The sequence below is a fragment of the Paraburkholderia atlantica genome, from assembly GCF_009362785.1.
Classification (GTDB): domain Bacteria; phylum Pseudomonadota; class Gammaproteobacteria; order Burkholderiales; family Burkholderiaceae; genus Paraburkholderia; species Paraburkholderia atlantica.
In genome coordinates this window covers 1-25000 of the sequence record NZ_WHNQ01000057.1, presented here as the reverse complement: position 1 = coordinate 25000, position 25000 = coordinate 1, and the positions used below count along the sequence as shown (strand labels likewise).

General features: G+C 64.7%; 21 protein-coding genes. 2 read left to right on the top strand and 19 right to left on the bottom strand.

All coding sequences use genetic code 11. The features are described from left to right. Positions 1-77 precede the first annotated feature (77 nt). On the bottom strand, positions 78-554 hold the full coding sequence (locus GCT19_RS37355; protein ID WP_013088389.1) for a nitrate reductase associated protein: 477 nt from the start codon (positions 552-554) through the stop codon (positions 78-80). Between the two features lie 157 nt (positions 555-711). Between GCT19_RS37355 and fdhD the strand changes: the two genes are divergently transcribed. Then, positions 712-1596, top strand: a complete 885-nt coding sequence (gene fdhD / locus GCT19_RS37350; RefSeq protein ID WP_035489973.1) for a formate dehydrogenase accessory sulfurtransferase FdhD — start codon at positions 712-714, stop codon at positions 1594-1596. A gap of 68 nt (positions 1597-1664) precedes the next feature. Here the strand turns inward: fdhD and GCT19_RS37345 are convergent, their stop codons facing one another. The 18 genes from GCT19_RS37345 to GCT19_RS37260 all read right to left on the bottom strand — a co-directional run bounded on the left by GCT19_RS37345 (position 1665) and on the right by GCT19_RS37260 (position 24150). Continuing rightward, positions 1665-2435, bottom strand: coding sequence for an enoyl-CoA hydratase (locus GCT19_RS37345; RefSeq protein ID WP_026228002.1), 771 nt, complete (start codon positions 2433-2435; stop codon positions 1665-1667). 116 nt (positions 2436-2551) lie between these two features. Further along, entirely contained in the window at positions 2552-3751 is a 1200-nt protein-coding gene (locus tag GCT19_RS37340) for an acetyl-CoA C-acyltransferase (RefSeq protein WP_152854725.1), read from the bottom strand. Positions 3752-3776: 25 nt separating this feature from the next. Beyond that, positions 3777-6212 (bottom strand): 3-hydroxyacyl-CoA dehydrogenase/enoyl-CoA hydratase family protein, encoded by a 2436-nt coding sequence (locus GCT19_RS37335; protein WP_321576934.1) that lies wholly within the window; start codon positions 6210-6212, stop codon positions 3777-3779. 123 nt (positions 6213-6335) lie between these two features. Continuing rightward, positions 6336-8123 carry an acyl-CoA dehydrogenase C-terminal domain-containing protein gene (locus GCT19_RS37330; protein ID WP_152854723.1) on the bottom strand — a complete coding sequence of 596 codons (1788 nt, stop codon included), beginning with the start codon at positions 8121-8123 and terminating at the stop codon, positions 6336-6338. 98 nt (positions 8124-8221) lie between these two features. After that, positions 8222-8821: a TetR/AcrR family transcriptional regulator gene (locus GCT19_RS37325; protein WP_013088383.1), complete on the bottom strand. Its 600-nt coding sequence runs from the start codon at positions 8819-8821 to the stop codon at positions 8222-8224. 212 nt (positions 8822-9033) lie between these two features. Further along, positions 9034-10293 (bottom strand): cardiolipin synthase ClsB, encoded by a 1260-nt coding sequence (gene clsB, locus GCT19_RS37320; protein WP_176137876.1) that lies wholly within the window; start codon positions 10291-10293, stop codon positions 9034-9036. After that, the gene (nudB, locus tag GCT19_RS37315; RefSeq protein WP_152854722.1) at positions 10290-10805 is read right to left on the bottom strand and encodes a dihydroneopterin triphosphate diphosphatase; all 516 of its coding nucleotides are present in this window, start codon (positions 10803-10805) and stop codon (positions 10290-10292) included. The genes clsB and nudB overlap by 4 nt, the downstream gene beginning before the upstream one ends. A gap of 180 nt (positions 10806-10985) precedes the next feature. After that, complete coding sequence (gene aspS, locus GCT19_RS37310) at positions 10986-12785, bottom strand: aspartate--tRNA ligase (protein WP_013088380.1); 1800 nt, start codon at positions 12783-12785, stop codon at positions 10986-10988. 75 nt (positions 12786-12860) lie between these two features. Beyond that, on the bottom strand, positions 12861-13517 hold the full coding sequence (locus tag GCT19_RS37305; RefSeq protein ID WP_026228003.1) for a DUF502 domain-containing protein: 657 nt from the start codon (positions 13515-13517) through the stop codon (positions 12861-12863). A gap of 75 nt (positions 13518-13592) precedes the next feature. Further along, a complete protein-coding gene (locus GCT19_RS37300; protein ID WP_018431947.1) occupies positions 13593-13925 on the bottom strand; it encodes an FmdB family zinc ribbon protein in 333 nt (110 codons plus the stop codon). A gap of 174 nt (positions 13926-14099) precedes the next feature. Then, entirely contained in the window at positions 14100-14723 is a 624-nt protein-coding gene (locus tag GCT19_RS37295) for a methyltransferase domain-containing protein (RefSeq protein ID WP_026228004.1), read from the bottom strand. Between the two features lie 94 nt (positions 14724-14817). Continuing rightward, positions 14818-16395 (bottom strand): ubiquinone biosynthesis regulatory protein kinase UbiB, encoded by a 1578-nt coding sequence (gene ubiB / locus GCT19_RS37290; RefSeq protein WP_018431949.1) that lies wholly within the window; start codon positions 16393-16395, stop codon positions 14818-14820. A gap of 15 nt (positions 16396-16410) precedes the next feature. After that, positions 16411-17055, bottom strand: coding sequence for a ubiquinone biosynthesis accessory factor UbiJ (locus GCT19_RS37285; RefSeq protein WP_018431950.1), 645 nt, complete (start codon positions 17053-17055; stop codon positions 16411-16413). Between the two features lie 174 nt (positions 17056-17229). Continuing rightward, the gene (locus GCT19_RS37280) at positions 17230-18234 is read right to left on the bottom strand and encodes a Tim44 domain-containing protein (RefSeq protein ID WP_152854721.1); all 1005 of its coding nucleotides are present in this window, start codon (positions 18232-18234) and stop codon (positions 17230-17232) included. Positions 18235-18272: 38 nt separating this feature from the next. Further along, positions 18273-19004 (bottom strand): bifunctional demethylmenaquinone methyltransferase/2-methoxy-6-polyprenyl-1,4-benzoquinol methylase UbiE, encoded by a 732-nt coding sequence (ubiE, locus tag GCT19_RS37275; RefSeq protein WP_018431952.1) that lies wholly within the window; start codon positions 19002-19004, stop codon positions 18273-18275. Positions 19005-19070: 66 nt separating this feature from the next. Continuing rightward, positions 19071-19484 (bottom strand): gamma-butyrobetaine hydroxylase-like domain-containing protein, encoded by a 414-nt coding sequence (locus GCT19_RS37270; protein WP_013088372.1) that lies wholly within the window; start codon positions 19482-19484, stop codon positions 19071-19073. A gap of 97 nt (positions 19485-19581) precedes the next feature. Next, on the bottom strand, positions 19582-20010 hold the full coding sequence (locus GCT19_RS37265; protein ID WP_013088371.1) for an HIT family protein: 429 nt from the start codon (positions 20008-20010) through the stop codon (positions 19582-19584). A 33-nt stretch (positions 20011-20043) separates the two neighbouring features. Further along, entirely contained in the window at positions 20044-24150 is a 4107-nt protein-coding gene (locus GCT19_RS37260) for a DUF3683 domain-containing protein (protein ID WP_152854720.1), read from the bottom strand. A gap of 543 nt (positions 24151-24693) precedes the next feature. Here GCT19_RS37260 and GCT19_RS37250 point away from each other — a divergent pair. Then, positions 24694-25000, top strand: a 307-nt coding sequence (locus GCT19_RS37250; RefSeq protein ID WP_152854719.1) for a pyridoxal-phosphate dependent enzyme, incomplete at its 3' end; no start/stop codon positions are given.

The window sequence follows — 25000 nt, the reverse complement described above, 5'->3', positions numbered from 1 at the left end:
GGGCGCCATGGTGGGGGTATCGGGCGGGCCGGTCAGTGGCTGGCCGCTCCTAGCCGGCCGCTCCTAGCCGGCCGCACCTAGCCGGCCGCTCCAAATTCCTTCATCGCCGGGACGAAATCGTGGTTCGCCTCGGGCTTGCGGGACAGCTTCGCGAGTACGTAGCGCTTGAATGGATCGAGCTCGGCCCAGCGCGCGACGCTCGGCGCGGCGAGCCCGGCCAGCCCCGCCTGGTGTGCGACGCCGTCGGGCACACTGTCGGTTTGACGCCAGGCTGGCGACTCCTCCGGCGTGAACCACTCCGGTTCGATGTTCGCGTGCGTGCGCAGCATCTCGAACAGCGCGTGATCGAAATTCGGTTCGATCTGCGTGTCTTCTTCGACCGGGAAACGCGCGAGCAGCTTGCGGTCTTCGAGCGGCAGTTGCTGCCATTGCGCGAGCGTGATGCGCAGCCCGAAACGGTCGAGATTGAAGCGCACCGACATCGGGATATAAGTGAAATTCTCCGAAGACGCGACTTCGAAGTCGAACAGAAGCGGTGCTTCGTTGAGTCCCATGTCAGTGCTCCTTGTCGGTGGCGGACAGCGCGCGGGCGTCGCTTGAGGTATTTTAGAACCTTATTCGCGCGACGGCGGCCCGTGCGGCGGCGGCCGCGAAGCATCCGGCGAGCCCGACGGACACTTGAATGCGCGCATGGCACAGGAGCGAAGCAGCTTGAACGGACAGGAAAACGGACGCGCAACCGAGGCGCCAAACGGCCAGCCCCACGACCTCGACAGCGACGAACAACCCGGCGCGGTGCAACTCGAAGTGCGCCGCCATCGGGGCCCGGCGATCGAAACCGCCACCGATCACGTCGGCCAGGAGTGGCCGGTCGCGCTGGTGTTCAACGGCATCTCGCACGCGGTGATGATGTGCACGCCGCGCGATCTCGAAGCGTTCGCGGTCGGCTTCGCGATTTCGGAGGGGATCGTCGAGCGTGGCAGCGACATTCAGGACATCGAGGTCGAACTGCACGGGCATGGCGAACTGCCGCATGCGGAGGTGCAGTTGCAGGTCGTGCAGCAGGCTTTCGCCGGTTTGAAGGAAAAGCGCCGCGCGCTGGCCGGGCGCACCGGCTGCGGCGTGTGCGGCATCGAAAGCATCGATCTGCTCGATCTGAAACCGCAGCGCGTACCCGACACCGGTTTTCTGCAGCGGCTCGCGCCCGATGCGATCGCGCGCGCCGCGCGCGCGTTGCCCGAGCACCAGGCGCTCACGCGTTTGACGGGCGGCCTGCACGCGGCCGCGTGGTGTGATGCGCAAGGCGTGATCCGCCATGCGTTCGAGGACGTCGGCCGCCACAACGCGCTCGACAAGCTGATCGGCCAGCTCGTGCTCGATCGCGCCGATACGCGCGACGGTTTCGTGTTTCTGTCGAGCCGCGCGAGCTACGAACTGGTGCGCAAGGCTGCGCGCGTCGACGTGCCGATGGTCGCGACGATCTCGGCGCCGTCGTCGCTCGCGATTGCGATCGCACGCGAGGCGGGCGTGCGGCTCGTGAGCTTCTGCCGCGAAGGCAGTTACGTCGATTACGACACGTGGCAGCCGCAGGTTTGAGCGATTGAAGCGGCGCAGCGGCGACTCACGGCTAACTCGCCGCTAAGCACGGCTGCGCCGTAAGTCGCTCAGTCGAACTGCCGGAAATCCGGCTTGCGCTTCTCGAAGAACGCCTTGAACGCCTCGCGCGCCTCGGGCGCGAGCAGCATCTTGCCGAAGTGCACGAATTCTTCGGTCATCTGCGTTTGCACTTCCTGTTGGCTCGCGCGTTTCATCAGGCTCTTCGTCACACGCAACGATGACGCCGGCAGCGCCGCCAGCTTCGCAGCCTGCGACGCCGCGAACGCGTCGACTTCGCCCGCCGGCAGCACGCGATTCACCAAGCCCATGCGGAGCGCTTCCGCCGCGTCGAATGCCTCGCCGAGCAGCAGCTTTTCCGCCGCCGCCTGATAGCCGGCCACGCGCTGCAGCAGCAGGCTCGACGCCGCCTCCGGGCATAGTCCGAGCTGCGTGAACGGCAGCGAAAAGCTCGCGGTGTCGGCCGCGTAGACCAGATCGCAATGCAGCAGCAGCGTCGTGCCGACGCCAACCGCCGGCCCCGCGACCGCCGCCACGAGCGGCTTCTCCGCCGCGCTGATCGCGCGCAGGAACTGGATCACCGGCGGGTTGCCGCCGACCTGCGGCGTCTTCATGAAGTCTTCGAGATCGTTGCCCGCGCTGAAAATGCCCGCGCTGCCGCGAATCAGGATCGCGCGCACCGACGCGTCGCCCTGCGCTTCCACGAGCGTGTCGGCCATCGTCTGATACATCGCCGCCGTGATCGCGTTTTTCCTGCCGGGCCGGTTGAAGCTGATGGTCAGCACCGCATCGGCGCGCTCGACCAGAACATCCGTCGTCATCCCGCTCATCTCCCTGTCTCCTGCTGAATGTAAAAACGGTTCGCAAGCCGGGCGGCCTGCGAACCGTTGCGCGGTCCTTAGTGGATCACCGAAGGAGCCCCCGTTCGATCAGCGGCTCACAGACGCTCGATGATGCCCGCCGCGCCCATGCCAGTACCGACGCACATCGTCACCATGCCGTACTTGTAGTTGCGGCGGCGCAGGCCATGCACCACGGTCGCCGCACGAATCGCGCCCGTCGCGCCGAGCGGATGGCCCAGTGCGATCGCGCCGCCGAGCGGGTTGAGCTTCGATGGATCGAGGCCGAGGTCCTGAATCACCGCGAGCGACTGCGCGGCGAACGCCTCGTTCAGCTCGATCCAGTCGAGGTCGTCCTGCTTCAGCCCCGCAGCCTTCAGCGCGGCCGGAATCGCTTCCTTCGGGCCGATGCCCATGATTTCCGGCGGCACGCCGCGCACCGCGAAGCTGACGAAGCGCGCGAGCGGCGTCAGGTTGAACTGCTTGAGGATCTTCTCCGACACGACGATCAACGCGCCCGCGCCGTCCGACGTCTGCGAACTGTTGCCTGCCGTGACCGAGCCCTTGTTCGCGAACACCGCGCGCAGCTTCGCCAGGCCTTCCATCGACGTGTCCGCGCGCGGACCTTCGTCGAGCTTCACCTCGCGCGTTTTCACGCTGATTTCGCCGGTCGCGAGATCAGGCACGCGGTCGGTGATCGTGTACGCGGCGATTTCGTCGTTGAATTCACCGGCTTGCTGCGCGGCGATCGCGCGGCGGTGCGATTCGACCGAGAACGCGTCCTGCGCTTCGCGGCTGATCTTCCAGCGCTCGGCGACTTTTTCCGCGGTCAGGCCCATGCCATATGCGATGCCGACGTCTTCGTTGCGATCGAAGATATGCGGCGACAGCGACGGCTTGTTGCCCATCATCGGCACCATGCTCATCGATTCGCAGCCACCCGCGATCATCGCGTCCGCTTCGCCGACGCGGATGCGATCCGCGGCCATCGCGAGCGCGGTCAAACCCGACGCGCAGAAGCGGTTCACCGTGACACCGCCGACCGTGTTCGGCAAACCCGCGAGAAGCGCGCCGATCCGCGCGACGTTCAGGCCCTGCTCCGCTTCCGGAATCGCGCAACCGACGATCGCGTCTTCGATGACGCCGGTGTCGAGGCCGGGCACCTGGGCGACGGCCGACTTGATCGCGTGAACCAGCAGCTCATCCGGGCGCGTGTTCCTGAACATGCCGCGCGGCGCCTTGCCGATCGGCGTGCGGCTCGCGGCGACGATATATGCGTCTTGCAATTGCTTGGTCATTTCGAGTTCCTCTTCAGTCGCCCGCTTAGTTGCGCACCGGCTTGCCGGTCTGCAGCATGCCCATGATCCGTTCCTGCGTCTTTTGCGTGCCGAGCAGCTCGACGAACGCACGACGCTCGAGTTGCAGCAGCCATTCTTCGTCGACGAGGCTGCCCGCTTCGACGTCGCCGCCGCACACCGCTTCCGCGATGCGGCTCGCGATCAGGAAGTCGTGATCGCTGATGAAGCGGCCGTCGCGCATGTTGACGAGCGACGCCTTGATCGTCGAGATCGCCGAGCGGCCCGCGACCGGCACCTGGGTCGCGCGCAGCGGCGCACGATAGCCCGCCGCGGCGAGCGCGCGCGCTTCCTTCTTCGCGACGTCGAGCAGTTCGAACACGTTGAAGACGATCGTGTCGGACGGCTTCAGGTAGCCCATTGCGCGTGCATCGAGTGCGGAGGACGACACCTTCGCCATCGCCGCGTTCTCGAACGACTTCTGCACGAACTTCAGCAGATCGTTGGTCGCGCCGACCTGGCTTGCCGCTTCGGCCGCGCGCAGCGCCGCTTCCTTCAGGCCGCCGCCCGCCGGCACCAGACCCACGCCGACTTCGACGAGACCCAGATAGCTCTCGATGTGCGCGACGCGCTTCGCGCTATGCAACGCGAGCTCGCAGCCACCGCCGAGCGCGATGCCGGAAATCGCCGCAACCACCGGCACGTTCGCGTATTTCACGCGCAGCATGCCCTGCTGGAAACTCTTCACGAACGGCCCGATGCCCTTCGCGCCGCCCATCATGAATGCGGGCATCGCTTCCTCGAGGTTCGCGCCGGCCGAGAACGGACCGCCCGGCGTGCCGAGTTTCAGCGACGTGGGCTGCCACACGACGAGGCCCTGGTACTCCTTCTCGGCCAGTTCGATCGCCTTCGTCAGACCCTCGATCACCGCCGGTCCGATCGTGTTCATCTTGCTCTTGAACGACACGATCAGCACGTCGTCCTCGCCCGCGCGATCGTCGACCCATGCGCGCACCGCATCGGTCTCGAACAGCGTCTTGCCGTAGGTCTTCGGATCGGCGCCGGTTTCGCCGACGAGCGGCGCGCGGAACACCTGCTTCTTGTACACGTCGAGCGACGAGCGCGGCACGAACGTCTTCGTGGCCGGCGACCACGAACCTTCGGCCGTGTGCACGCCGCCCTTGTCGGCGACCGCACCTTCGAGCACCCACGAAGGCAGCGGCGTGTTGGCGAGCGCCTTGCCCTCGGCGATGTCTTGCTGCACCCACTCGGCGACCTGCTTCCAGCCGGCCGTCTGCCAGCCTTCGAACGGGCCTTCGTTCCAGCCGAAGCCCCAGCGGATCGCGAGGTCGACGTCACGCGCGTTGTCGGCGATCGACTCCAGATGCACGGCGATGTAGTGAAAGACGTCGCGGAAGATCGACCACAGGAACTGCGCCTGCGGATGCTGCGTTTCACGCAACAGCTTCAGACGCTCGGCAGCCGGACGCTTCAGGATGCGGCCGACGATTTCGTCCGCCTTGCCGCCGCCGTCGACGTACTCGCCGGTCTTCGGGTCGAGCACCTTGATCGCCTTGCCTTCCTTGCGGTAGAAGCCGGCGCCGGACTTCTGACCGAGCGCGCCCTTCTTCACCAGTTCAGCGAGCACAGCCGGCGTTTCGTAGACCGGCAAGAACGGATCGTCCGGCAGCGTGTCCTGCATCGTCTTGATCACGTGCGCCATCGTGTCGAGACCGACCACGTCGGCGGTGCGGAACGTCGCCGACTTCGCGCGCCCGAGGCGCGCGCCGGTCAGGTCGTCCACTTCGTCGAAACGCAGGCCGAACTTCCCGGCTTCGGCGATAACCGCGAGGATCGAGAAAACGCCGACGCGGTTCGCGATGAAGTTCGGCGTGTCCTTCGCGCGCACGACGCCTTTGCCGACCACGCTGGTCAGGAAGGTTTCGAGCTGATCGAGAATTTCCGGACGCGTCGTCGCGGTCGGGATCAGTTCGACCAGATGCATGTAACGCGGCGGATTGAAGAAGTGCACGCCGCAGAAGCGTGCCTTCAGTTCGTCCGAGAAACCTTCGGACAACGCGGTGATCGACAGCCCCGACGTATTGGTCGCGAAAATCGCGTTCGCACCGATGTGCGGCGCGACCTTCTTGTACAGGTCGTGTTTCCAGTCCATCCGTTCGGCGATCGCTTCGATCACGACGTCGCACTCGGCGAGCTTCTCGATGTCGTCGTCGTAGTTCGCGGGTTGGATGTATTGTGCGTCGTCCTTCACGCCGAACGGCGCCGGCGACAGCTTCTTCAGATTCTCGATCGCCTTCAACGCGATGCCGTTTTTGGGGCCTTCCTTGGCGGGCAGATCGAACAGCAGCACCGGCACCTTGGCGTTGATCAGGTGCGCGGCGATCTGCGCGCCCATCACGCCGGCGCCGAGCACGGCTACCTTGCGAATGATCAGATTGCTCACGTCGTTTCTCCGGAGAGTTGTGCGGTGGCGCGAAGCATCAGGCATGCTTCGCGCGAGGTGTGTGGTCTGGAGCGAGGCAGCGCGGGTTCGCTCCGCGCGGGCGCCCCGCTCTATCTGTGAGCGTTAGAACAACGCTTCTTCGACGTCCATCATCGGCTTCGAACCGGCCCGCGCCTGGCGGATCGTCATCGCCGTTTCGGGCAGCAGCTTCGCGAAGTAGAACCGCGCGGTCGCGAGCTTCGCCTTGTAGAACGGATCGCCCGATGCCTCTTTGTCCAGCGCGATACGCGCCATGCGCGCCCAGAAGTACGAGAACACCAGATGGCCGACCGTGCGCAGATACGGCACGGCCGCGGCGCCGACTTCGTCCGGGTTCTGCATCGCCTTCATGCCGATTTCCATCGTCAGCTTCTGCACCTTTTCACCGATGTCGGCGAGCGGGTTCACGAACTCCTGCATTTCCGGCTTGATGCCTTCGGCTTCGACGAACTCGGCGACGAGCTTGCCGAACTTCTTCAGCTTCGCGCCCATGTCACCCAGCACCTTGCGGCCGAGCAGGTCGAGCGACTGGATGCCGTTAGTGCCTTCGTAGATCATGTTGATGCGCGCGTCGCGCACGTACTGCTCCATGCCCCATTCGGCGATGAAGCCGTGGCCGCCGTAGATCTGCATCGCGTGATTGGTGCCTTCGAACGCGTTGTCCGACAGGAACGCCTTCAGGATCGGCGTGAGCAGCGCGACGAGGTCGGCGGCTTCCTTGCGCTCGGCTTCGTCGGCGTGCGACAGCTCCTTGTCGATCTGCAGCGCCGACCAGTACGAGAACGCGCGGCCGGCTTCGGCGTAGGCCTTCTGCGTCAGCAGCATGCGACGCACGTCCGGATGCACGATGATCGGATCGGCGGCCTTCTCCGGCGCCTTCGGTCCGGTCAGCGAACGCATCTGCAGACGCTCTTTCGCATACGTGAGCGAATTCTGATACGCGACTTCGGTCAGGCCAAGGCTCTGCATGCCGACGCCGAGACGCGCGGCGTTCATCATCACGAACATCGCGTTCAGGCCTTTGTTCGGCTCGCCGACCATCCAGCCCTTCGCGTTGTCGAGATTGATCACGCAGGTCGCGTTGCCGTGAATGCCCATCTTGTGCTCGATCGAGCCGCACTTCACGCCATTGCGCTCGCCGGGCTCGCCCGCTTCGTTCGGCACGAACTTCGGCACGATGAACAGCGAAATGCCCTTGGTGCCCTTCGGCGCATCCGGCAGACGCGCGAGCACGAGGTGAACGATGTTCTCCGCCAGATCGTGTTCACCGCTCGAGATGAAGATCTTGGTGCCGCTGATCGAGTACGAGCCGTCGCCGTTCGGCTCGGCCTTGGTGCGCAGAATGCCGAGGTCGGTGCCGCAATGCGGCTCGGTCAGACACATCGTGCCGGTCCAGACGCCCGCGACGAGCTTCGGCAGATAGCGCTGCTGCAGCTCCGGCGTGCCGTGCGCGTGCAGGCATTCGTAGGCGCCGTGCGACAGGCCCGGATACATCGTCCACGCCTGATTCGCCGAGTTCAGCATTTCGTAGAGCGCGTTGTTGACGAACGCGGGCAACCCCTGGCCGCCGTATTCCGGGTCGCAGCCAAGCGCCGGCCAGCCGGCTTCGACGTATTGTTGATAGGCTTCCTTGAAGCCCTTCGGCGTGGTCACGACGCCGTCGCCGGCATACGTGCAGCCTTCCTGATCGCCGCTGTGGTTGAGCGGGAACAGCACTTCGGAGCAGAACTTGCCGGCTTCCTCGAGCACCGCGTTGATCGTGTCGGCGTCGAGGTCGGCGTGCTTCGGCATGTGCCGAAGTTCGGCTTCGACGTTGAGCAGTTCGTGTAACACGAATTGCATGTCGCGCAGCGGCGCGGCGTACTGTCCCATGACTTCCTCTCCCTAGATTGACAAAAAGCCAGGCCGTTGGCCGGGTCCGTGTACGGACCTTGTGCGCCGCGCGTTTCCGGTAAGTTCCGGCGACGCCGCTAACGGCTTTCGCTCTGATACGAATTAATCAGTTTTTCGAGCGCGGCCCACGTGAGACGCACCGCATCCGGCAAATGCAGGAAACGCGCGTCGTGATGCAGGCCGAGCGTAACGCTATACAGTTCGAACAGCATCAGCTCCGGGTCGGTATCGGCGCGCAGATGCCCTTCTTCCATCGCTTGCGAAATCGCGCGTGTGAGCGCCGCACGCCATGTCGTCACGCTCGACACCAATTGCTCGCGCACCTGGCTGTCCGCGCGATCGTCGTATTCGACGGCGCCGCTGATGTAGATGCATCCGGTCGTGACTTCCTGAATGCGCTTCTCGAACCATCGGGAAATCATCGCGCGCAAGCGCGGCAGACCACGCGGCTCGCGCAGGCTCGGGAAAAACACCTCGTCTTCGAAACGGCGGTGATATTCGCGCACGACCTCCACCTGCAGATCCTCACGCGACCCGAAATGCGCGAACACGCCGCTCTTGCTCATCTGCATGCGCTCGGCCAGCAGGCCAATCGTCAGACCTTCCAGTCCGTCGCGGCCTGCCAGATCGAGTGCTGCGTCGAGAATCGCGGCTCGGGTTTGTTCGCCTTTTCGCATAGCTGTTCTACCGTTCTAATGTGACCGAATTGAAAATCGAACGGCCGTACTATTATTGAGTGTTTGCCGTCCGCGAAACAAGGACTTTATTAGAAACCGGTTTCTAACCGGCCTCTAATTTTGCGGCTTTCGACCATCAGATCAATCAGATTTTTAGAGGCGTTTGCCTTGAATCGATGGTTGCCGACGAGCGCGCGCGTGTTCTATTGATGTCAATCGTAGCCGCCCACCGTCAGCAGTTTCATCGCGACGCGATAGCTCGTGTACGCGATCCAGCTCAGCGCGCGCACGCGCGCTGGCCGCGATTCGTAATGCGCTTCATCGATCCGGCGCGCGTCCGCGAACGCGTCGAGAATCGCGTCGCGAAGTTTCGCGATCGACGGATCGTTGACGAGCACGACGTTCGCTTCGTTGTTGAGCATCAGGCTGAGCGCATCGAGATTCGACGAACCGACAGTGCCCCAGTTCGAATCGACCACCGCGACCTTGCCGTGCAGCAGCGTCTTCTCGTATTCGGCGATCTGCACGCCCGCGCGCAGCAGCGCGTGGTACAGGAACGGCACCGCGTAATCGAGCGCCTTGAACTCCTTGCGCCCGATGATCAGCTTCACGACCACACCGCGCCGCGCCGCGAACACCAGCGCGCGACGCAGCTTGCGCCCCGGCATGAAGTACGGATTCGCCAGCAGAATTTCATGGCGTGCCTGGCCGATCGCGGCCAGATAGGCCTTTTCGATCGCGCGGCGGTTGATCAGGTTATCGCGCGCGACGAACGCGACGCACGGCTCGCCGCCGGCCCACAGTTCTTCGTTGCGGCGCCGGCGGCGCCGGCGCAGACTGCCGAGCGAGTTGGCGTCCTGCGACGACGCATCTGGCCTGATCGAATCGAGCGGCCGATGGCCGAGGCGAATCCGCCGCCACTGCACCTCGATCGCGTCGCGCACGTCGCCGACCACCGGCCCGCGCAGTTCGACCGCGAAGTCCCAGCGGTGGTACGGCAGCTTCTCGCCGTTGTTCTCGTAATCGTCGACGATGTTGATGCCGCCGCAATACGCGATCCGATCGTCGATCACCGCGAGCTTGCGGTGCGTGCGCGAAAAGCCGAAGCGGCCGAACAGATGCGGGTTGTAGATCCGATGCTCGATGCCGCCAGCCGGCCATTGCTCGAACATTTTCAGGCGTGCGGTGCCGATGCCGTCGGTGATCACGCGCACTCTGACGCCGCGTGCGGCAGCGCGCAGCAATGCCTCGCTGACCGCCTGGCCAGCTTCGTCGTCGCAGAAGATGTAGGTTTCGAGCGCGACGCTGTGCTCGGCGGCGTCGATGCGCTCGATCAGCGCGTCGAAGAAATCGTCGCCGGAGCGCAGAAGCTCGACCTCATTGTTACTGGTGAAGCGGTAGCGCTGCCAGTAACGACGGCCGAGCAACGTGTGCCGCAGACGCGCGAGACGGCCCGAGCCGCCTGCGCTCACTGGCCACGCTCCCCGGCCAGCGGGCCGGATTGGGGGTCGATCGTGCGCGTGGCGAGGCGGCGCGGCAACTGCAGGATCGCATCGGCATTCGACGACGAAAAGCAGCGCGATGCGGCCTCTTCATACGGCAGCCACATATACGCGGTGTGTTCGCGCGGCGCGAGCGACACGTCGATACGCTCGGGCACCTGCAGGCTGAACCAGTGCTCGGTGTTGTACAGCACGCCCGCTTCGTAGCGGTAACGAAATTCCGGGTAGATCTCGTAGTCGATCGAGTACTGCCAGTCGAACAACGCGCTGCGCGGCACCAGCGCGCCGCCGATCATGATGCCGGTTTCCTCGCCAACTTCACGCACCGCCGTGTCGGCGAGCGGTTCGTCGAGCCGGTCTTTCGAACCGGTGACCGATTGCCAGAACGCGGCATGGTCGGCGCGTTCGAGCAGCAGCACGTCGAGCGCGGGCGTATGAATGATGACGAGGACGGACTGCGGAATTTTCGGCGGTTTCGGCATGGCTCAAAACTGGGCGCGACCAGACGCGCGGTACATGTCGGATGACGGTCGAAAGTGTCGGGAAAGCGGTGGCCTCACTGTAACGCAAAAAATGAAAAAGGCGCTGAGGTGGAGAACACCTCAGCGCCTTTTCGTTTCGCTCGTGTGGCTTTTTTGCGGCCGCGACAAGCGGCCACGGTTTTACGCCTTCGGTTCCGGCGAACGCAGACGGATGTGCAGCTCGCGCAGCTGACGCTCGTCGACTTCGCTCGGCGCCTGCGTGAGCAGGTCCTGTGCGCGTTGCGTCTTCGGGAACGCGATCACGTCGCGGATCGAGTCGGCGCCGGCCATCATCGTGACGATGCGGTCCAGACCGAACGCGATACCGCCGTGCGGCGGCGCGCCGTATTGCAGCGCGTCGAGCAGGAAGCCGAACTTGGCCTGCGCTTCTTCCGCGTTGATCTTCAGCGCGCGGAACACCTTGCTCTGCACTTCCTCACGGTAGATACGCACCGAGCCGCCGCCGATTTCCCAGCCGTTCAGCACCATGTCGTAGGCCTTCGCGAGGCAGCGCGCCGGGTCCGTTTCGAGGTACTCGAGGTGCTCGTCCTTCGGGCTCGTGAACGGGTGATGCGCAGCGACGTAGCGGTTGTCTTCCTCGTCGTATTCGAACATCGGGAAGTCGACGACCCACAGCGGCTTCCAGCCGGATTCCACGAGGCCGTTGGCCTTGCCGAATTCCGAATGACCGATCTTCAGGCGCAATGCGCCGAGGCTGTCGTTGACGACCTTCGCGCGATCCGCCGCGAAGAAGATGATGTCGCCGTCTTGTGCGCCGGTGCGCTCGATGATCGCCTTCAGCGCGTCATCGTGCAGGTTCTTGACGATCGGGCTTTGCAGACCGTCACGGCCCTTCGCCGCTTCGTTGACCTTGATCCACGCGAGGCCCTTCGCGCCGTAGATGCGCACGAATTCCGTGTAGCTGTCGATGTCGCCACGCGACAGCTCGCCGCCCTTCGGCACGCGCAGCGCCGCGACGCGGCCGTCCTTCGTGTTGGCCGGGGTGCTGAACACCTTGAAGTCGACGTCGCGCATCGCGTCGGTCAGCTCGGTGAATTCGAGCTTCACGCGCAGGTCCGGCTTGTCCGAACCGAAGCGGCGCATCGCTTCCGCGTATTCCATCACCGGGAATTTCTCGTCGAGCTGGACACCGATCGTCGTCTTGAACACGTGACGGATCATCGCCTCGAACAGATCGCGGATTTCCTGTTCCGACAGGAACGAGGTTTCGCAGTCGATCTGCGTGAATTCCGGCTGACGGTCGGCGCGCAGGTCTTCGTCGCGGAAGCACTTGGTGATCTGGTAGTAACGGTCGAAGTTCGCGACCATCAGCAGCTGCTTGAACAGTTGCGGCGACTGCGGCAGCGCGAAGAACTGGCCCGGGTTCGTGCGCGACGGCACGAGGTAGTCGCGCGCGCCTTCCGGCGTGCTCTTCGTCAGCATCGGCGTTTCGATGTCGATGAAGCCCTGCTCGTCGAGGTACTTGCGCACTTCGATTGCGACGCGATAGCGCAGACGCAGGTTGTGCTGCATCTGCGGACGGCGCAGGTCGAGCACGCGGTGCGTGAGACGCGTGGTTTCCGACAGGTTGTCGTCGTCGAGCTGGAACGGCGGCGTGACCGACGCGTTCAACACGATCAGCTCGTGGCACAGCACTTCGATCTTGCCGCTCTTCAGCGACGCGTTGGTCGTGCCTTCCGGACGGCCGCGCACGACGCCCTTGACCTGCACGCAGAACTCGTTGCGCACGCCTTCGGCAATCTTGAACATGTCCGCGCGATCCGGATCGCAGACGACCTGAACGAGCCCTTCGCGATCGCGCAGGTCGATGAAGATGACGCCGCCATGGTCGCGGCGGCGGCTTACCCAGCCGCACAGCGAGACGGATTGGCCCAGCAGTTCTTCGGTCACCAGACCGCAGTATTCAGATCTCATCGACATGATGTTTGTCTTTCGTTTTGCATTGGTTGAACGGCGCGCCGCAGATGATCCTGCATGAAGCGTTGCGCGCCGGCATTACAGCGGAGGCTCGACGGTGGTGCGGCGCACCGGCGCCGGCGGTGGCGCGGACGGCGCCACGACGCCCATCGAGACGATGTACTTGAGCGCAGCGTCGACCGTCATGTCGAGCTCGATCACTTCGCTTTTCGGCACCATCAGGAAGAAGCCGGACGTCGGGTTCGGCGTGGTCGGCACGTACACGCTGACGTAATCTTCCTTCAGATGGTTGGCCACGTCGCCGCCCGGAATGCCGGTCAGAAACGCGATCGTATAGGAACCGCGGCGCGGGTACTCGATCAGCAGCGCCTTGCGGAACGCATTGCCGCTGCTCGACAGCAGCGTGTCGGACACCTGCTTGACGCTGGTGTACAGCGGGCCGACCACCGGAATGTGCGCGACCAGCAGTTCCCACCACTTCACGAGCTTCTGCCCAATGAAGTTCTGCGTCAACAGCCCGACGACGAAGATGAACGCGAGCGTCAGCACCGCGCCGAGGCCCGGCAAGCGATAGCCGATCGCACGTTCCGGCTGCCAGGAGGTAGGCAGCAGCAACAGCGTCTGGTCCATCGTGCCGATGATCAGACCGAGCACCCACAGTGTGATGGCCAGAGGCACCAGCACCAGAAGGCCGGTCAGAAACACCGATTTGAGCGTGAATTTCTTCGTCGTCATGTGTACCGCCAGAAAGCTGCGCGGGCCGAAGCCCATGCGCGGTAGATACGCCGCCCGCGCGGGGCGGCGGTCCCACTAGGCGCTGCCGGAACCGCTCGGGCTCGCGGCGGCGGCCGCGGCGGCGGGGGCCGCGGGCGCGGCCGGGGCAGCCTGTTCAGCCGGGGCAGCGGCCGCGGACGGCTCGGACTTCGCTTCCGACGTGGTCGGCGCGCTCGTGCCGCCGCTGCCACCGCGGAAATCGGTCACGTACCAGCCGGAGCCCTTCAACTGGAAGCCGGCGGCGGTGAGTTGCTTGCTAAAGGTGTCTTTTCCGCACTCGGGGCACTGCGTCAACTGGGGGTCGCTCATCTTCTGGAGCACGTCCTTCCCAAAGCCGCATGACCCGCAACGATAAGCGTAGATCGGCATGATCCTTTCCTACTCCAAATCCCTACTGAAATCTTGTAAACGCTTGCAAAGCCTTGAATTATAGCCGCAAACGATGTCCGTTCCCCGGATTTCGGGAAGCGGACGCGTGACGCGCCCGCCACCGCGCCAGATGGGGGCGTCCCCCTGACCTCTCAAGAGCGGCGCGCGATGGCGTTAGCCGCGACGCCGCCAGGTTAGCCAGCGCTCGTGTCCTGCGAATACCGCGATCGAGTCGTCGACCGCTTCGTCTTCGATCAGCTCGAAGCGTGGCGTGAACAGCGCGTCGAGCTCGTCGCGTTCGATGCCGAACGGCGGTCCCTTCGGCGTCGCGCCGATAAAAAAGAAGCCCGCGAGCAACCCGCCGGACGGCAGCAGTTCGGCCATACGTTGCGCGTAGTCGGCGCGGCGCGTCGGCGGCAGCGCGCAGAAAAACGCCCGCTCATAAATCCATGCCGGCGTAAACGGCGGCGCATAGCTGAAAAAGTCCGCCTGCTCGACCAGCGACGCGTGCTGCGCGCCGAGTTGCTCGCGCGCCGCCGCGACGGCGGCGGCCGAGAAGTCGATCGCGCGCACCGGGTTGCCCTGACGCGCGAGCCATTCCGCTTCCCACGCGCTGCCGCAGCCTGGAATCAGCACGGCGACGTCGCGGTGCCGGTCGGCGAACGCGCGAAACGCGGACGGCACGCCCGCCTGGTCCCAAGGCGTGAAACGGCGCTCGAACCGTTCGTCCCAGAACTCGGGCGAGTTGGGATCGCGGTTCTCGAAATCGGGCATGGGGGGTTGGGTCGGATCGCTCATCGGATGCCTCGTTCAGGATTGGGCCCGGTCGTCACCGCAAGCAGCGGCTGACACTGGCGCTGAAACAGCCCGGCCAATGGGCGATCACCTGCACTCAGCCGCCGTAAGCGAGAGCCAGGAACGCCCGCGCCAGCATCGCGCCTACACCGACCGCCACGCCGAACAGCAGCAAGCCTTGCAGCAGACGGTTGGTACGCTTCTGCTCGAGCAGGATCTGGCGGATCACGTCGTCGTTCGCGCCGCCAACCGGATGATGGCGTTCGGCCAGCATGTTATGGACGAGGCGCGGCAACTGCGGCAGCGTCTTGCTCCACTGCGGCGCCTCGATCTTCAGACGCTCGTACCAGCCGCGCACGCCGATCTGCTCGTTCATCCAGCGCTCGAGGTAAGGCTTCGCGGTCTTCCAGAGATCCAGTTCGGGGTCGAGCGACCGGCCGAGGCCTTCCACGTTCAGCATCGTCTTTTGCAGCAACACGAGTTGCGGCTGAATCTCGACGTTAAAGCGCCGCGACGTCGAGAACAGGCGCATCAGCACCTGGCCGAGCGAAATGTCCTTCAGCGCGCGATCGAAGTACGGTTCGCAGACCGCGCGGATCGCGCTTTCGAGCTCCTCGACACGCGTGGTCGGCGGCACCCAGCCCGACTCCAGATGCAGCGTCGCGACGCGATGGTAGTCGCGCTTGAAGAACGCGAGGAAGTTCTGCGCGAGGTAGTTTTTATCGAAGTCCGACAGCGCGCCGATGATGCCGAAGTCGAGCGCGATATAGCGGCCGAAGTGCGCGGGATCGAGGCTCACCTGGATGTTGCCGGGGTGCATGTCCGCGTGGAAAAAGCCGTCGCGAAACACCTGCGTGAAGAAAATTTCGACGCCCTCGCGCGCGAGCTTGGGGATGTCGACGCCCGCCGCGCGCAAGGTATCGACCTGGCTGATCGGCACGCCGACCATGCGCTCCATCACGAGCACCGTGGGCGTGCAGAATTCCCAGTACATCTCGGGCACGAGCAGCAGGTCGAGCCCCTGGAAGTTGCGCCGTAACTGACTACCGTTGGCGGCCTCGCGCATCAGGTCGAGTTCGTCGTGCAGGTACTTGTCGAATTCGGCGACCACCTCGCGCGGCTTCAGGCGTTTGCCGTCGGCCCACAGACGCTCGGCCCACACGGCGATATCGCGCAACAGCGCGAGGTCGGAATCGATCACCGGCAACATGTTGGGGCGCAGCACCTTCACCGCGACCGCCTTGCCCGCGTGCTGGCCGGCCTTCACCGTCGCGAAGTGGACTTGCGCGATCGACGCGCTCGCGACCGGCACCCGCTCGAAATCGTCGAACAACACGTCGACCGGCGCGCCGAGCGACTTCTCGACTAGCGCGATCGCGACCGCCGAATCGAACGGCGGCACCTGGTCCTGCAGCTTCGCCAGTTCGTTGGCGATGTCGACCGGGAGCAGATCGCGACGGGTCGACAGCACCTGGCCGAACTTGACGAAGATCGGCCCGAGGCTTTCGAGCGCGAGCCGCAGACGCACGCCGGGCGGCGCATCGAACTTGCGGCCGAGCGTCGTGATACGCAGCAGCAGACGCACGCGCCGATCGTTGATGCGGCTCAACATCATTTCGTCGAGGCCGAAGCGGATGACCGTGAAAAATATCTTGAGAAAACGCAGAAAACGCATGGCTGGGCCCGGTGACTAGCGCGTGCCGCGCGACGTGGCGGCGCCGCCCGACGCTTGCGCGCCACGGGCTTCGACCTTCTGTTCGAGACGCTCGATGCGCTTTTCGACTCGCGCGAGCGAATCACGCGCGCGCGCCAGCTCGACGTTGAAGTCCGCGAGCGCGGTGCGGCGCACCAGCTGCGGATTCTCGTCGAGCAGATACTCGGCGGCGGTGTCGAGCAGGTTGCGGCCGGTGCGTTGCACATGCTCGCCGACCGACCGCACGAGCGCCGTGATGCGCCACGCGGGCCCATCACCGATCAGCTTCGCGAGATCTTCCTCCGGTTCCCAGCGCAGATGCTCGGCGAGCTTCGCGATCACGGTCGCGAACTCCGCGTCGCCCTCGATCTTCACGTGCTTCATCACCGCGGCCTGGCCTCCTTGCAGGAAGGCCGGCAGTGCGTCGGACGGCACCGAAATCGTCACGTCGAACTGATGCGCATCGGCTTCGTCGAGCGTGCCGAGATAGCCGTCCGGCTGCACGAGCAGTGCGAGCACAACCGGTGGACATGACAGGCGTGCGGTCTTGCCCGCGTACGGGGCGAGGCGCTCGCGGGCCCACGATTCGCGGGCGAGCAGATGATTGACAGCAGCAGCGAAGGGCTTGGCGGCGAGGGTCATCGAAGGTGGCAAGAAAAAACCCGCGCGAGCGAGGTGCTTGCGCGGGCTCCCATTGTAACGTCCGTTCGCTTCGCGGCCTGCTATGCCGAACGGCCTAAGCGATGCGCGAAGCCAGGAATCGCTGTGCCGTGGCCGGCTTCTTTCGAGGCAAACGCGACTCGATGCCTCGGCATGTCAGTGTTGCTCGACCTGCTGGATGCCGGCAAGCAGCCAGCCTTCGCCGGCACGGTTCGCCTTCGTCAGATTCCAGACTTCGACGAACGGCTCGGCCGCCGCGCCCGGCGCCTCGCGGATCAAACCGGAGAAGCGCACGCTCGCGAAATATTCGGTCGCGCGCTCCTCGACGCCGAGCAGCTCGGCGTTCAACTGCACGACGTCGGTCTGGTTCTGCTGCGTGCCGCGCGCAGCGAGATCGACGCGCACTTCGGCGAACATTTCGGGCGTCGTGAATTCGCGGATGTCATCGATGTTGCCGACGTCCCACGCGGCCTGCAGACGCACGAAGTACACCTTCGCGTTACGCAGAAACGCTTCCGAATCGAAGCCGGCCGGCACCGACGGCGTCGCGCCGAGCGATGGCGTGGTCAACGGGTTGCCTTGCGGTTCGAGATACGAGCCGGTCGGCGGCGCCGTGTAACGCGGTTCCTGAATATAGTCGGTGCCTTTGGTGTTCAGCGACGGCGCCGTGCCCGCGTAAGCCGGTTGCGCCGCATCGCGCTTACGGCCGGCGAAGCGGCGGATCAGCCAGATCACGACCATCGCGATCAACGCAATGACGATCACGTTGGCGAACATGCCGGCGAACGCCTCGCCGAGCCCGAAATGCGACAACAACGCGGCGATGCCGAGGCCGGCCGCCAGACCGGCGATCGGCCCAAGCCAGCGATTGCGGTTCGGCGCGGCGGGCGGCGTGGGCTTGGTTGCGGGAGCCGCCGGTTGCGCGCTCTGCTGCGTGGCCTGATTGTTCTGCGCCGGCTGGGACGGCGGCGGTGTCTGGCGCTGCTGCTGCAGACTGTTCGATTGACGGCCGAAGCTGCGGCCTCCGCCCATGCGGCGTGCTTCGGCGTCGAGAGACGCAAGGGTGCCGACGGTGAGCAGACCGACCATCGCGATCAGTCCGATTCTTCTCGCCAGCAACCCCTTAACCTTACGAGTAGATAACAAATTCGAATCGGACATTTCGCACTTTCCTTTAAAAATCGATGGATTAGAGGACCCTAGTATTTGATCCCCACATGCAACGCTACCACGCCAGCTGACAAATTGTAATATTTGACGCCGTCGAGACCAGCTTGTTCCATCATAGTTTTCAAAGTTTCCTGGTCAGGATGCATGCGGATCGATTCCGCCAGGTACTGGTAGCTTTCCGCGTCCTTGGCGAAGCGTTCGCCGAGCCACGGCAATACCTTGAACGAATACAGATCGTAGACCTTCTTCAGCGGGTCCCATACCTTCGAGAACTCGAGCACGAGCAGCCGCCCGGCCGGTTTCAGCACACGACGCATCTCGGCGAGCGCGATGTCTTTATGCGTCATGTTGCGCAAGCCGAAAGCGACCGTCACGACGTCGAAATAGTTATCCGGGAACGGGATCTTCTCAGCATCGCAAAGCAGCGTCGGCGTGATGATGCCCTTGTCGAGCAGCCGGTCGCGGCCGACGCGCAGCATCGATTCATTGATGTCGGTATGCCAGACCTCGCCCGTCTCGCCCGCCTGTTTGGCGAACGCTTTCGACAGATCGCCCGTGCCGCCCGCGATGTCGAGCACCTTGTAGCCCGGCCGCACGTTGGCCTGGGCGATCGTGAACACCTTCCACGCCCGGTGCAATCCGCCCGACATCAGGTCGTTCATCAGGTCGTAGTTGGCGGCCACCGAGTGGAACACCCCCGCCACTTTCTGCGCCTTGTCCTGTTCGTCGACCGATTGAAAGCCGAAGTGGGTTTTGCTCATCGCGCTCGTCCTTTCGCGTGTTCTTGAATGTTGCGCCGCTCGAGCGGCGTTCGGGGGCGAATCGTATCAGTGACAGTGCCCGTGCGCAGCAGCGGCGGGCACCATCGGGGTGTCGCGGTCGATGCCGGCCGCTGCCAGTTTGGCGAGATACGCGCGCCAGAGTTCATCCTGACGCACGGCCATGTCGTACAGCAGGTCCCACGAATAGATACCGGTGGAGTGTCCATCGGAGAAAGTCGGCTGCAGCGCGTAATTGCCGACGCCTTCGATCATCGTGATCGTCACGTCGCGCTTGCCCGTCTGCAGCGTTTCCTGGCCGGGCCCGTGGCCCTGCACTTCCGCCGACGGCGAATACACGCGCAGCAGTTCGAACGGCAGCCGGTACGCTTCGCCGTTCGCGTACTGCAGTTCGAGCACACGCGACTTCGAATGCACGACCACGCCGGTCGGCACCGGCGTCTCGGGAGTCAATCCGCTCATGTTGGCCTCATCAGATAACGGCGGGTGATAACGACGGATCGGCCACCCAGCGCACCGACGGGAGCCCGGCGGTGCACGGCGGCGGATTCGGCGACGCTCAGCCCAGCGCCTGTTCGATTTCCTGCCGCACCGCTTCGCGCAGCAGCGTGGCGTGCGCGCGACGCGACGACAGCATCGCTTCGGACACCGTGCGCTGGCGCGGCGCCCAGATCGGCAGAGGGAAATGCGCGTCGTTCGAGAAACGCGGAATCACGTGCCAGTGCACGTGCGGCACCTGGTTGCCGAGGCTCGCGAGATTGACCTTCGCCGGCTGCATCACGCGCCGCTGCGCACGCTCGACCGCGTACACGGCCTTCATCACGTGATCGCGCTCGTCGGCGGAAAGATCCGAAAACTCGGCTACGTGAGCGTTCCAGATGACCCGGCAAAAGCCCGGGTAGTCGTGTTCGTCGGCGAGGACGACTCGCAACGCATCGTCCTGCCATAGCACATCGCCGCCGTCTTCACGGCAAAAAACGCAGTCCATCGTCGTCCTCGGCAAATATCGTCGGTCGTGCCATTAAACCAGCACGCGCTCGATTCCGCCATTGTTCGCCCGTTGTACGTAGTCCGCCATCCAGTTTTCGCCGAGCACGTGACGTGCCATCTCGACCACGATGTAATCCGCCTCGGTACCCGCGTCTTCGTTGTAGCGCGACAGCCCTTGCAGGCACGACGGGCAGCTCGTGAGGATCTTGACGTCGGTCGAACCCGCGTTGCCGTTACCCGGCTGCGGACCGTCGCCGGCCTTCAGCACCGAACCGTTCGGCGCACCGGCGGATCCGGCCGATGCATTGGCCGGATTGATCGCGTTCGCGCCTGCTTCGGCGACGAGCGGAATGCCGCGCAGCTTCGCCGCGCCCTTGCGGATTTCTTCTTCCTTGCGGAAACGCACCTGGGTCGAGATGTCGGGACGCGTGACCGCGAGCGTGCCCGATTCGCCGCAGCAGCGGTCGTTCTTCTCGATCTTGTAGCCGTCCTGCTCCGAACCCATCAGCTGATTGACGAGCTTGACCGGGTCCATCGTCTTGATCGGCGAGTGGCACGGGTCGTGGTACATGTAGCGCACGCCGTTCACGCCATCGAGCTTGATGCCTTTTTCCAGCAGGTACTCGTGGATGTCGATGATCCGGCAGCCCGGGAAGATCTTTTCGAATTCATACCCGGCGAGCTGGTCGTAGCACGTGCCGCACGACACCACCACCGTCTTGATATCGAGGTAGTTCAGCGTATTGGCGACGCGGTGGAACAGCACGCGGTTGTCGGTGACGATCTGCTCGGCCTTGTCGTACTGGCCCGAGCCGCGCTGCGGATAGCCGCAGCACAGGTAGCCCGGCGGCAGCACGGTCTGCACGCCCGCCTCCCACAGCATTGCCTGGGTCGCGAGACCTACCTGCGAGAACAGCCGCTCGGAGCCGCAGCCCGGGAAGTAGAACACCGCTTCGGTGTCGGCGGTGGTCGTCTTCGGGTTGCGGATGATCGGGACGATCTTGTTGTCCTCGATATCGAGCAAAGCACGCGCGGTCTTCTTCGGCAGGTTGCCCGGCATCTTCTTGTTCATGAAGTGGATCACCTGCTGCGTGATCACCGGCTTGCCGACCGTGGCGGGCGGATGCGCAGTCTGCTTCTTCGTGAACTTCTTCAGCACCTCGTTGCCGAGGCGTTGCGCCTTGTAGCCGACGCCCATCATCGCGGTGCGCGCGAGGTTGATGGTCTGCGGATTCGTCGCGTTCAGGAAGAACATGCCCGCGGCGTTGCCCGGGTTGAATTTCTTCTTGCCCATCTTGCGCAACAGATTGCGCATGTTCATCGACACGTCGCCGAAGTCGATCTTCACCGGGCACGGCGTCACGCACTTGTGGCACACGGTGCAGTGATCGGCGACGTCGTTGAACTCGTCCCAGTGCTTGATCGACACGCCCCGCCGCGTCTGCTCTTCGTACAGGAAAGCCTCCACCAGCAGGGACGTGGCGAGAATCTTGTTGCGCGGGCTGTACAGCAGGTTCGCGCGCGGCACGTGCGTCGCGCAGACCGGCTTGCACTTGCCGCAGCGCAGACAATCCTTGATCGACTCGGAAATCGCGCCGATATCGGACTGCTGCATGATCAGCGATTCGTAGCCCATCAGGCCGAAGCTCGGCGTGTAAGCGTTGCGCAGGTCCGCGCCTTCGAGCAGCTTGCCCGCGTTGAAGCGGCCATGCGGATCGACGCGCTGCTTGTACTTGCGGAATTCGCCGATCTCATCGTCGGTCAGGAATTCGAGCTTCGTGATGCCGATGCCGTGCTCACCCGAGATCACGCCGTCGAGCGAACGCGCGAGCTTCATGATGCGCGCGACCGCGACGTGCGCGTCCTGCAGCATCTCGTAGTTGTCGGAGTTGACCGGCAGGTTCGTGTGCACGTTGCCGTCGCCCGCGTGCATGTGCAGCGCAACGAACACGCGGCCGCGCAGCACCTGCTTGTGGATCGCCTGGGCTTCGTCGAGGATCGGCTTGAACTCGCCGCCGTTGAAAATCTGCCGCAATTCGGCGCGGATTTCCTGCTTCCACGACACGCGGATCGTGCGGTCTTGGGCGAGGTGGAATACGGTTGCGTCCGGTTGCGCGTCGACGCGATCGGCGAACTTCTCGGCGAGCGATTCGTAGCCGAGGCCGACCAGATAGTGCTGCGCCTCACGCAGCGACAAGTCGAGCTTGTCGCGCACGAATTCCCAGCGCGTGCGCACGCGCGCGAGCAGATCGAGCGCCTGCTGCACGCGGTCTTCGAGCAGCTCGGCGCTCGGGATTTCGTTCGCGTCGTCGCTCTTGCCGAGCGGCAGCTTGCCGCCCTTGAAGAACGCTTCGAGCGCGTCGACCAGCTGCAGCTTGTTCTTCAGCGACAGCTCGATGTTGATGCGCTCGATGCCGTCCGTGTACTCGCCCATCCGGTCGAGCGGAATCACGACGTCTTCGTTGATCTTGAACGCGTTGGTGTGCTTCGCGATCGCGGCGGTGCGGCTGCGGTCGAGCCAGAAGCGCTTGCGGGCCTCGGCGCTCACGGCGACGAAACCTTCGCCGCTCTTGCCGTTGGCCATGCGTACGACTTCCGACGTGGCCTGCGCGACCGCGTCCGCCTCGTCACCGACGATGTCGCCGATCAGCACCATCTTCGGAAACGCGTTGCGCTTGCTCTTGGTCGCATAGCCGACCGCGCGCAGATAGCGCTCGTCCAGATGCTCCAGACCCGCGAGAATCGCGCCGCCCTGGCGCGACGTCTCGAAGAGGTAGTCCTTGATTTCGACGATGCTCGGAATCGCCTCGCGCGCCTGGCCGAAGAACTCGAGACAGACGGTGCGCGTATGCGCGGGCATCTTGTGCAGCACCCAGCGCGCCGACGTGATGAGCCCGTCGCAGCCTTCCTTCTGCACGCCCGGCAGACCGGCGAGGAATTTGTCGGTGACGTCCTTGCCGAGGCCTTCCTTGCGGAACACGCGGCCCTTGATGTCGAGCGCTTCGGTGCGCAGCAGCTTCTCGCCCGGCGCGTAGTTGCCGTCGAACCACTTGAGCTCGAAACGCGCGACTTCGATGTCGTGGATCTTGCCCATGTTGTGGCCGAGACGCGTGACTTCGAGCCAGTTCCCTTCCGGGTCGACCATGCGCCACCACGCGAGGTTATCGAGCGCCGTGCCCCATAGCACCGCCTTCTTGCCGCCCGCGTTCATCGCGACGTTGCCGCCGACGCAGGACGCGTCGAGCGAGGTCGGGTCGACCGCGAACACGAAGCCGGCCTGCTCGGCCGCCTCGGTAACGCGGCGCGTGACGACGCCCGCGCCCGAGAAAATCGTCGCGACCTTGCGATCGACGCCCGGCAGCTGGGTCATTTCGACCGGGCCGAGCTGTTCGAGCTTTTCGGTGTTGATGACGGCCGAGAACGGCGTGAGCGGCACCGCGCCGCCCGTGTAGCCGGTGCCGCCGCCGCGCGGAATCACGGTCAGGCCGAGTTCGAAGCAGGCCTTGATCATGCCGGCGATTTCGGCCTCGGAGTCCGGCGTCAGCACGACGAACGGGTATTCGACGCGCCAGTCGGTCGCGTCGGTCACGTGCGAGACGCGCGACAGACCGTCGAACTTGATGTTGTCCTTCTGCGTGACCTTGCCGAGCACGCGGGTGGTGCGGCGGCGCAGGTCGTAGGTCTGCTGGAATTCGCTGGCGAATTGGTCGATCGCGCGGCGCGCGGCCTGCACCAGCTTTTCGACGCGCGCGGCGCGATCGACGCCGGCTTCGTCGCCGTGTTCGCTCAGATCGGCGCGGCGGCGCTTCTCGATTTCGGCGAGACGGTGGTTGAGCGCCTCGATCAGCAGCGCGCGGCGCTTCGGGTTGTCGAGCAGGTCATCCTGCAGATACGGATTGCGGCGCACGACCCAGATATCGCCGAGCACTTCGTACAGCATGCGCGCCGAGCGGCCGGTGCGGCGTTCGGCGCGCAGTTCGGCGAGCGCGTCCCAGGCGTCGTTGCCGAGCAGACGGATGACGATTTCGCGGTCGGAGAACGACGTGTAGTTGTAGGGAATTTCGCGCAAACGCGCTTCGGGATCGGCGGCCACCGCAGCGGCGGCGCCGTGCGGATCGAAAACTTGAGGTGCGTTCATGTTTGGACGACTCGGTAGGTCGGCCTGGCGCGCTCGTCACGAGGCGTCGGCCGACAATGCGCGTGGGGCGCAATGCTTGAAATCTTCTAGGGCTTCCAGGGGAGCGAACACGACCGGCGGCCAACTCACGGCGGTCGCTTCGCGGCACTCAGAGACAGCTACACGATCGCGCGTGGCGGACATGCCGCTCCGCCGCGGGGCACGATTCGCGCGGAACGGGCATTAAATGGGCGATCCGAGGCTGCCAGTGCATCTTCCGATCCTTATTCCAAAATGGAATTCTACCGCATCATCCCGCCACGCGTTGGCGGCGGGAATCGGGGCGGTGACGGCGGTTCGGGGGATTTGGCGGCGAATCCCGCGGCGTTTCGCATGCTGCCCCATTGACCGGCCGGACGGTTCGGCAAACGTCGATCCGCGGTGCCGAAACGGGCCGGCCAGGGGCGTGCACCCTTCCCCGCCGCGCGCGGAACGGCCAGAGCGGGCACCGTTGGCGCTATCATTGGCGTTTTCCCGTCTCACACAGCGCACCGCGCGACCCGCATGGCTTCCCACGACTACCTGAAAAAGACCCTGACCGCGCGCGTCTACGACGTGGCGCGCGAGACCGAACTCGAACGCGCGCCGAACCTGTCGGCACGGCTGCGCAATCCGGTCTATCTGAAGCGCGAGGACAACCAGCCGGTGTTCTCGTTCAAGCTGCGCGGCGCGTACAACAAGATGGCGCATATCCCGGCCGAAGCGCTCGGTCGCGGCGTGATCACCGCGTCGGCGGGCAATCATGCGCAGGGCGTGGCGCTGTCGGCCGCACGCATGGGCGTGAAGGCGATCATCGTCGTGCCGGTGACGA

Bases quoted from the DNA above. Each gene is read 5' to 3' on its own strand.
- GCT19_RS37330 (WP_152854723.1), bottom strand. From the start codon at position 8,123: ATGGGACAGTACGCCGCGCCGCTGCGCGACATGCAATTCGTGTTACAC.
- GCT19_RS37265 (WP_013088371.1), bottom strand. From the start codon at position 20,010: ATGGACTGCGTTTTTTGCCGTGAAGACGGCGGCGATGTGCTATGGCAG.
- GCT19_RS37285 (WP_018431950.1), bottom strand. From the start codon at position 17,055: ATGACCCTCGCCGCCAAGCCCTTCGCTGCTGCTGTCAATCATCTGCTC.
- nudB (WP_152854722.1), bottom strand. From the start codon at position 10,805: ATGCCGAAACCGCCGAAAATTCCGCAGTCCGTCCTCGTCATCATTCAT.
- GCT19_RS37345 (WP_026228002.1), bottom strand. From the start codon at position 2,435: ATGACGACGGATGTTCTGGTCGAGCGCGCCGATGCGGTGCTGACCATC.
- GCT19_RS37325 (WP_013088383.1), bottom strand. From the start codon at position 8,821: ATGCGAAAAGGCGAACAAACCCGAGCCGCGATTCTCGACGCAGCACTC.
- GCT19_RS37295 (WP_026228004.1), bottom strand. From the start codon at position 14,723: ATGAGCGATCCGACCCAACCCCCCATGCCCGATTTCGAGAACCGCGAT.
- GCT19_RS37270 (WP_013088372.1), bottom strand. From the start codon at position 19,484: ATGAGCGGATTGACTCCCGAGACGCCGGTGCCGACCGGCGTGGTCGTG.
- ubiB (WP_018431949.1), bottom strand. From the start codon at position 16,395: ATGCGTTTTCTGCGTTTTCTCAAGATATTTTTCACGGTCATCCGCTTC.
- GCT19_RS37305 (WP_026228003.1), bottom strand. From the start codon at position 13,517: ATGACGACGAAGAAATTCACGCTCAAATCGGTGTTTCTGACCGGCCTT.
- GCT19_RS37300 (WP_018431947.1), bottom strand. From the start codon at position 13,925: ATGCCGATCTACGCTTATCGTTGCGGGTCATGCGGCTTTGGGAAGGAC.
- aspS (WP_013088380.1), bottom strand. From the start codon at position 12,785: ATGTCGATGAGATCTGAATACTGCGGTCTGGTGACCGAAGAACTGCTG.
- GCT19_RS37280 (WP_152854721.1), bottom strand. From the start codon at position 18,234: ATGTCCGATTCGAATTTGTTATCTACTCGTAAGGTTAAGGGGTTGCTG.
- GCT19_RS37355 (WP_013088389.1), bottom strand. From the start codon at position 554: ATGGGACTCAACGAAGCACCGCTTCTGTTCGACTTCGAAGTCGCGTCT.
- ubiE (WP_018431952.1), bottom strand. From the start codon at position 19,004: ATGAGCAAAACCCACTTCGGCTTTCAATCGGTCGACGAACAGGACAAG.
- GCT19_RS37340 (WP_152854725.1), bottom strand. From the start codon at position 3,751: ATGACCAAGCAATTGCAAGACGCATATATCGTCGCCGCGAGCCGCACG.
- GCT19_RS37260 (WP_152854720.1), bottom strand. From the start codon at position 24,150: ATGAACGCACCTCAAGTTTTCGATCCGCACGGCGCCGCCGCTGCGGTG.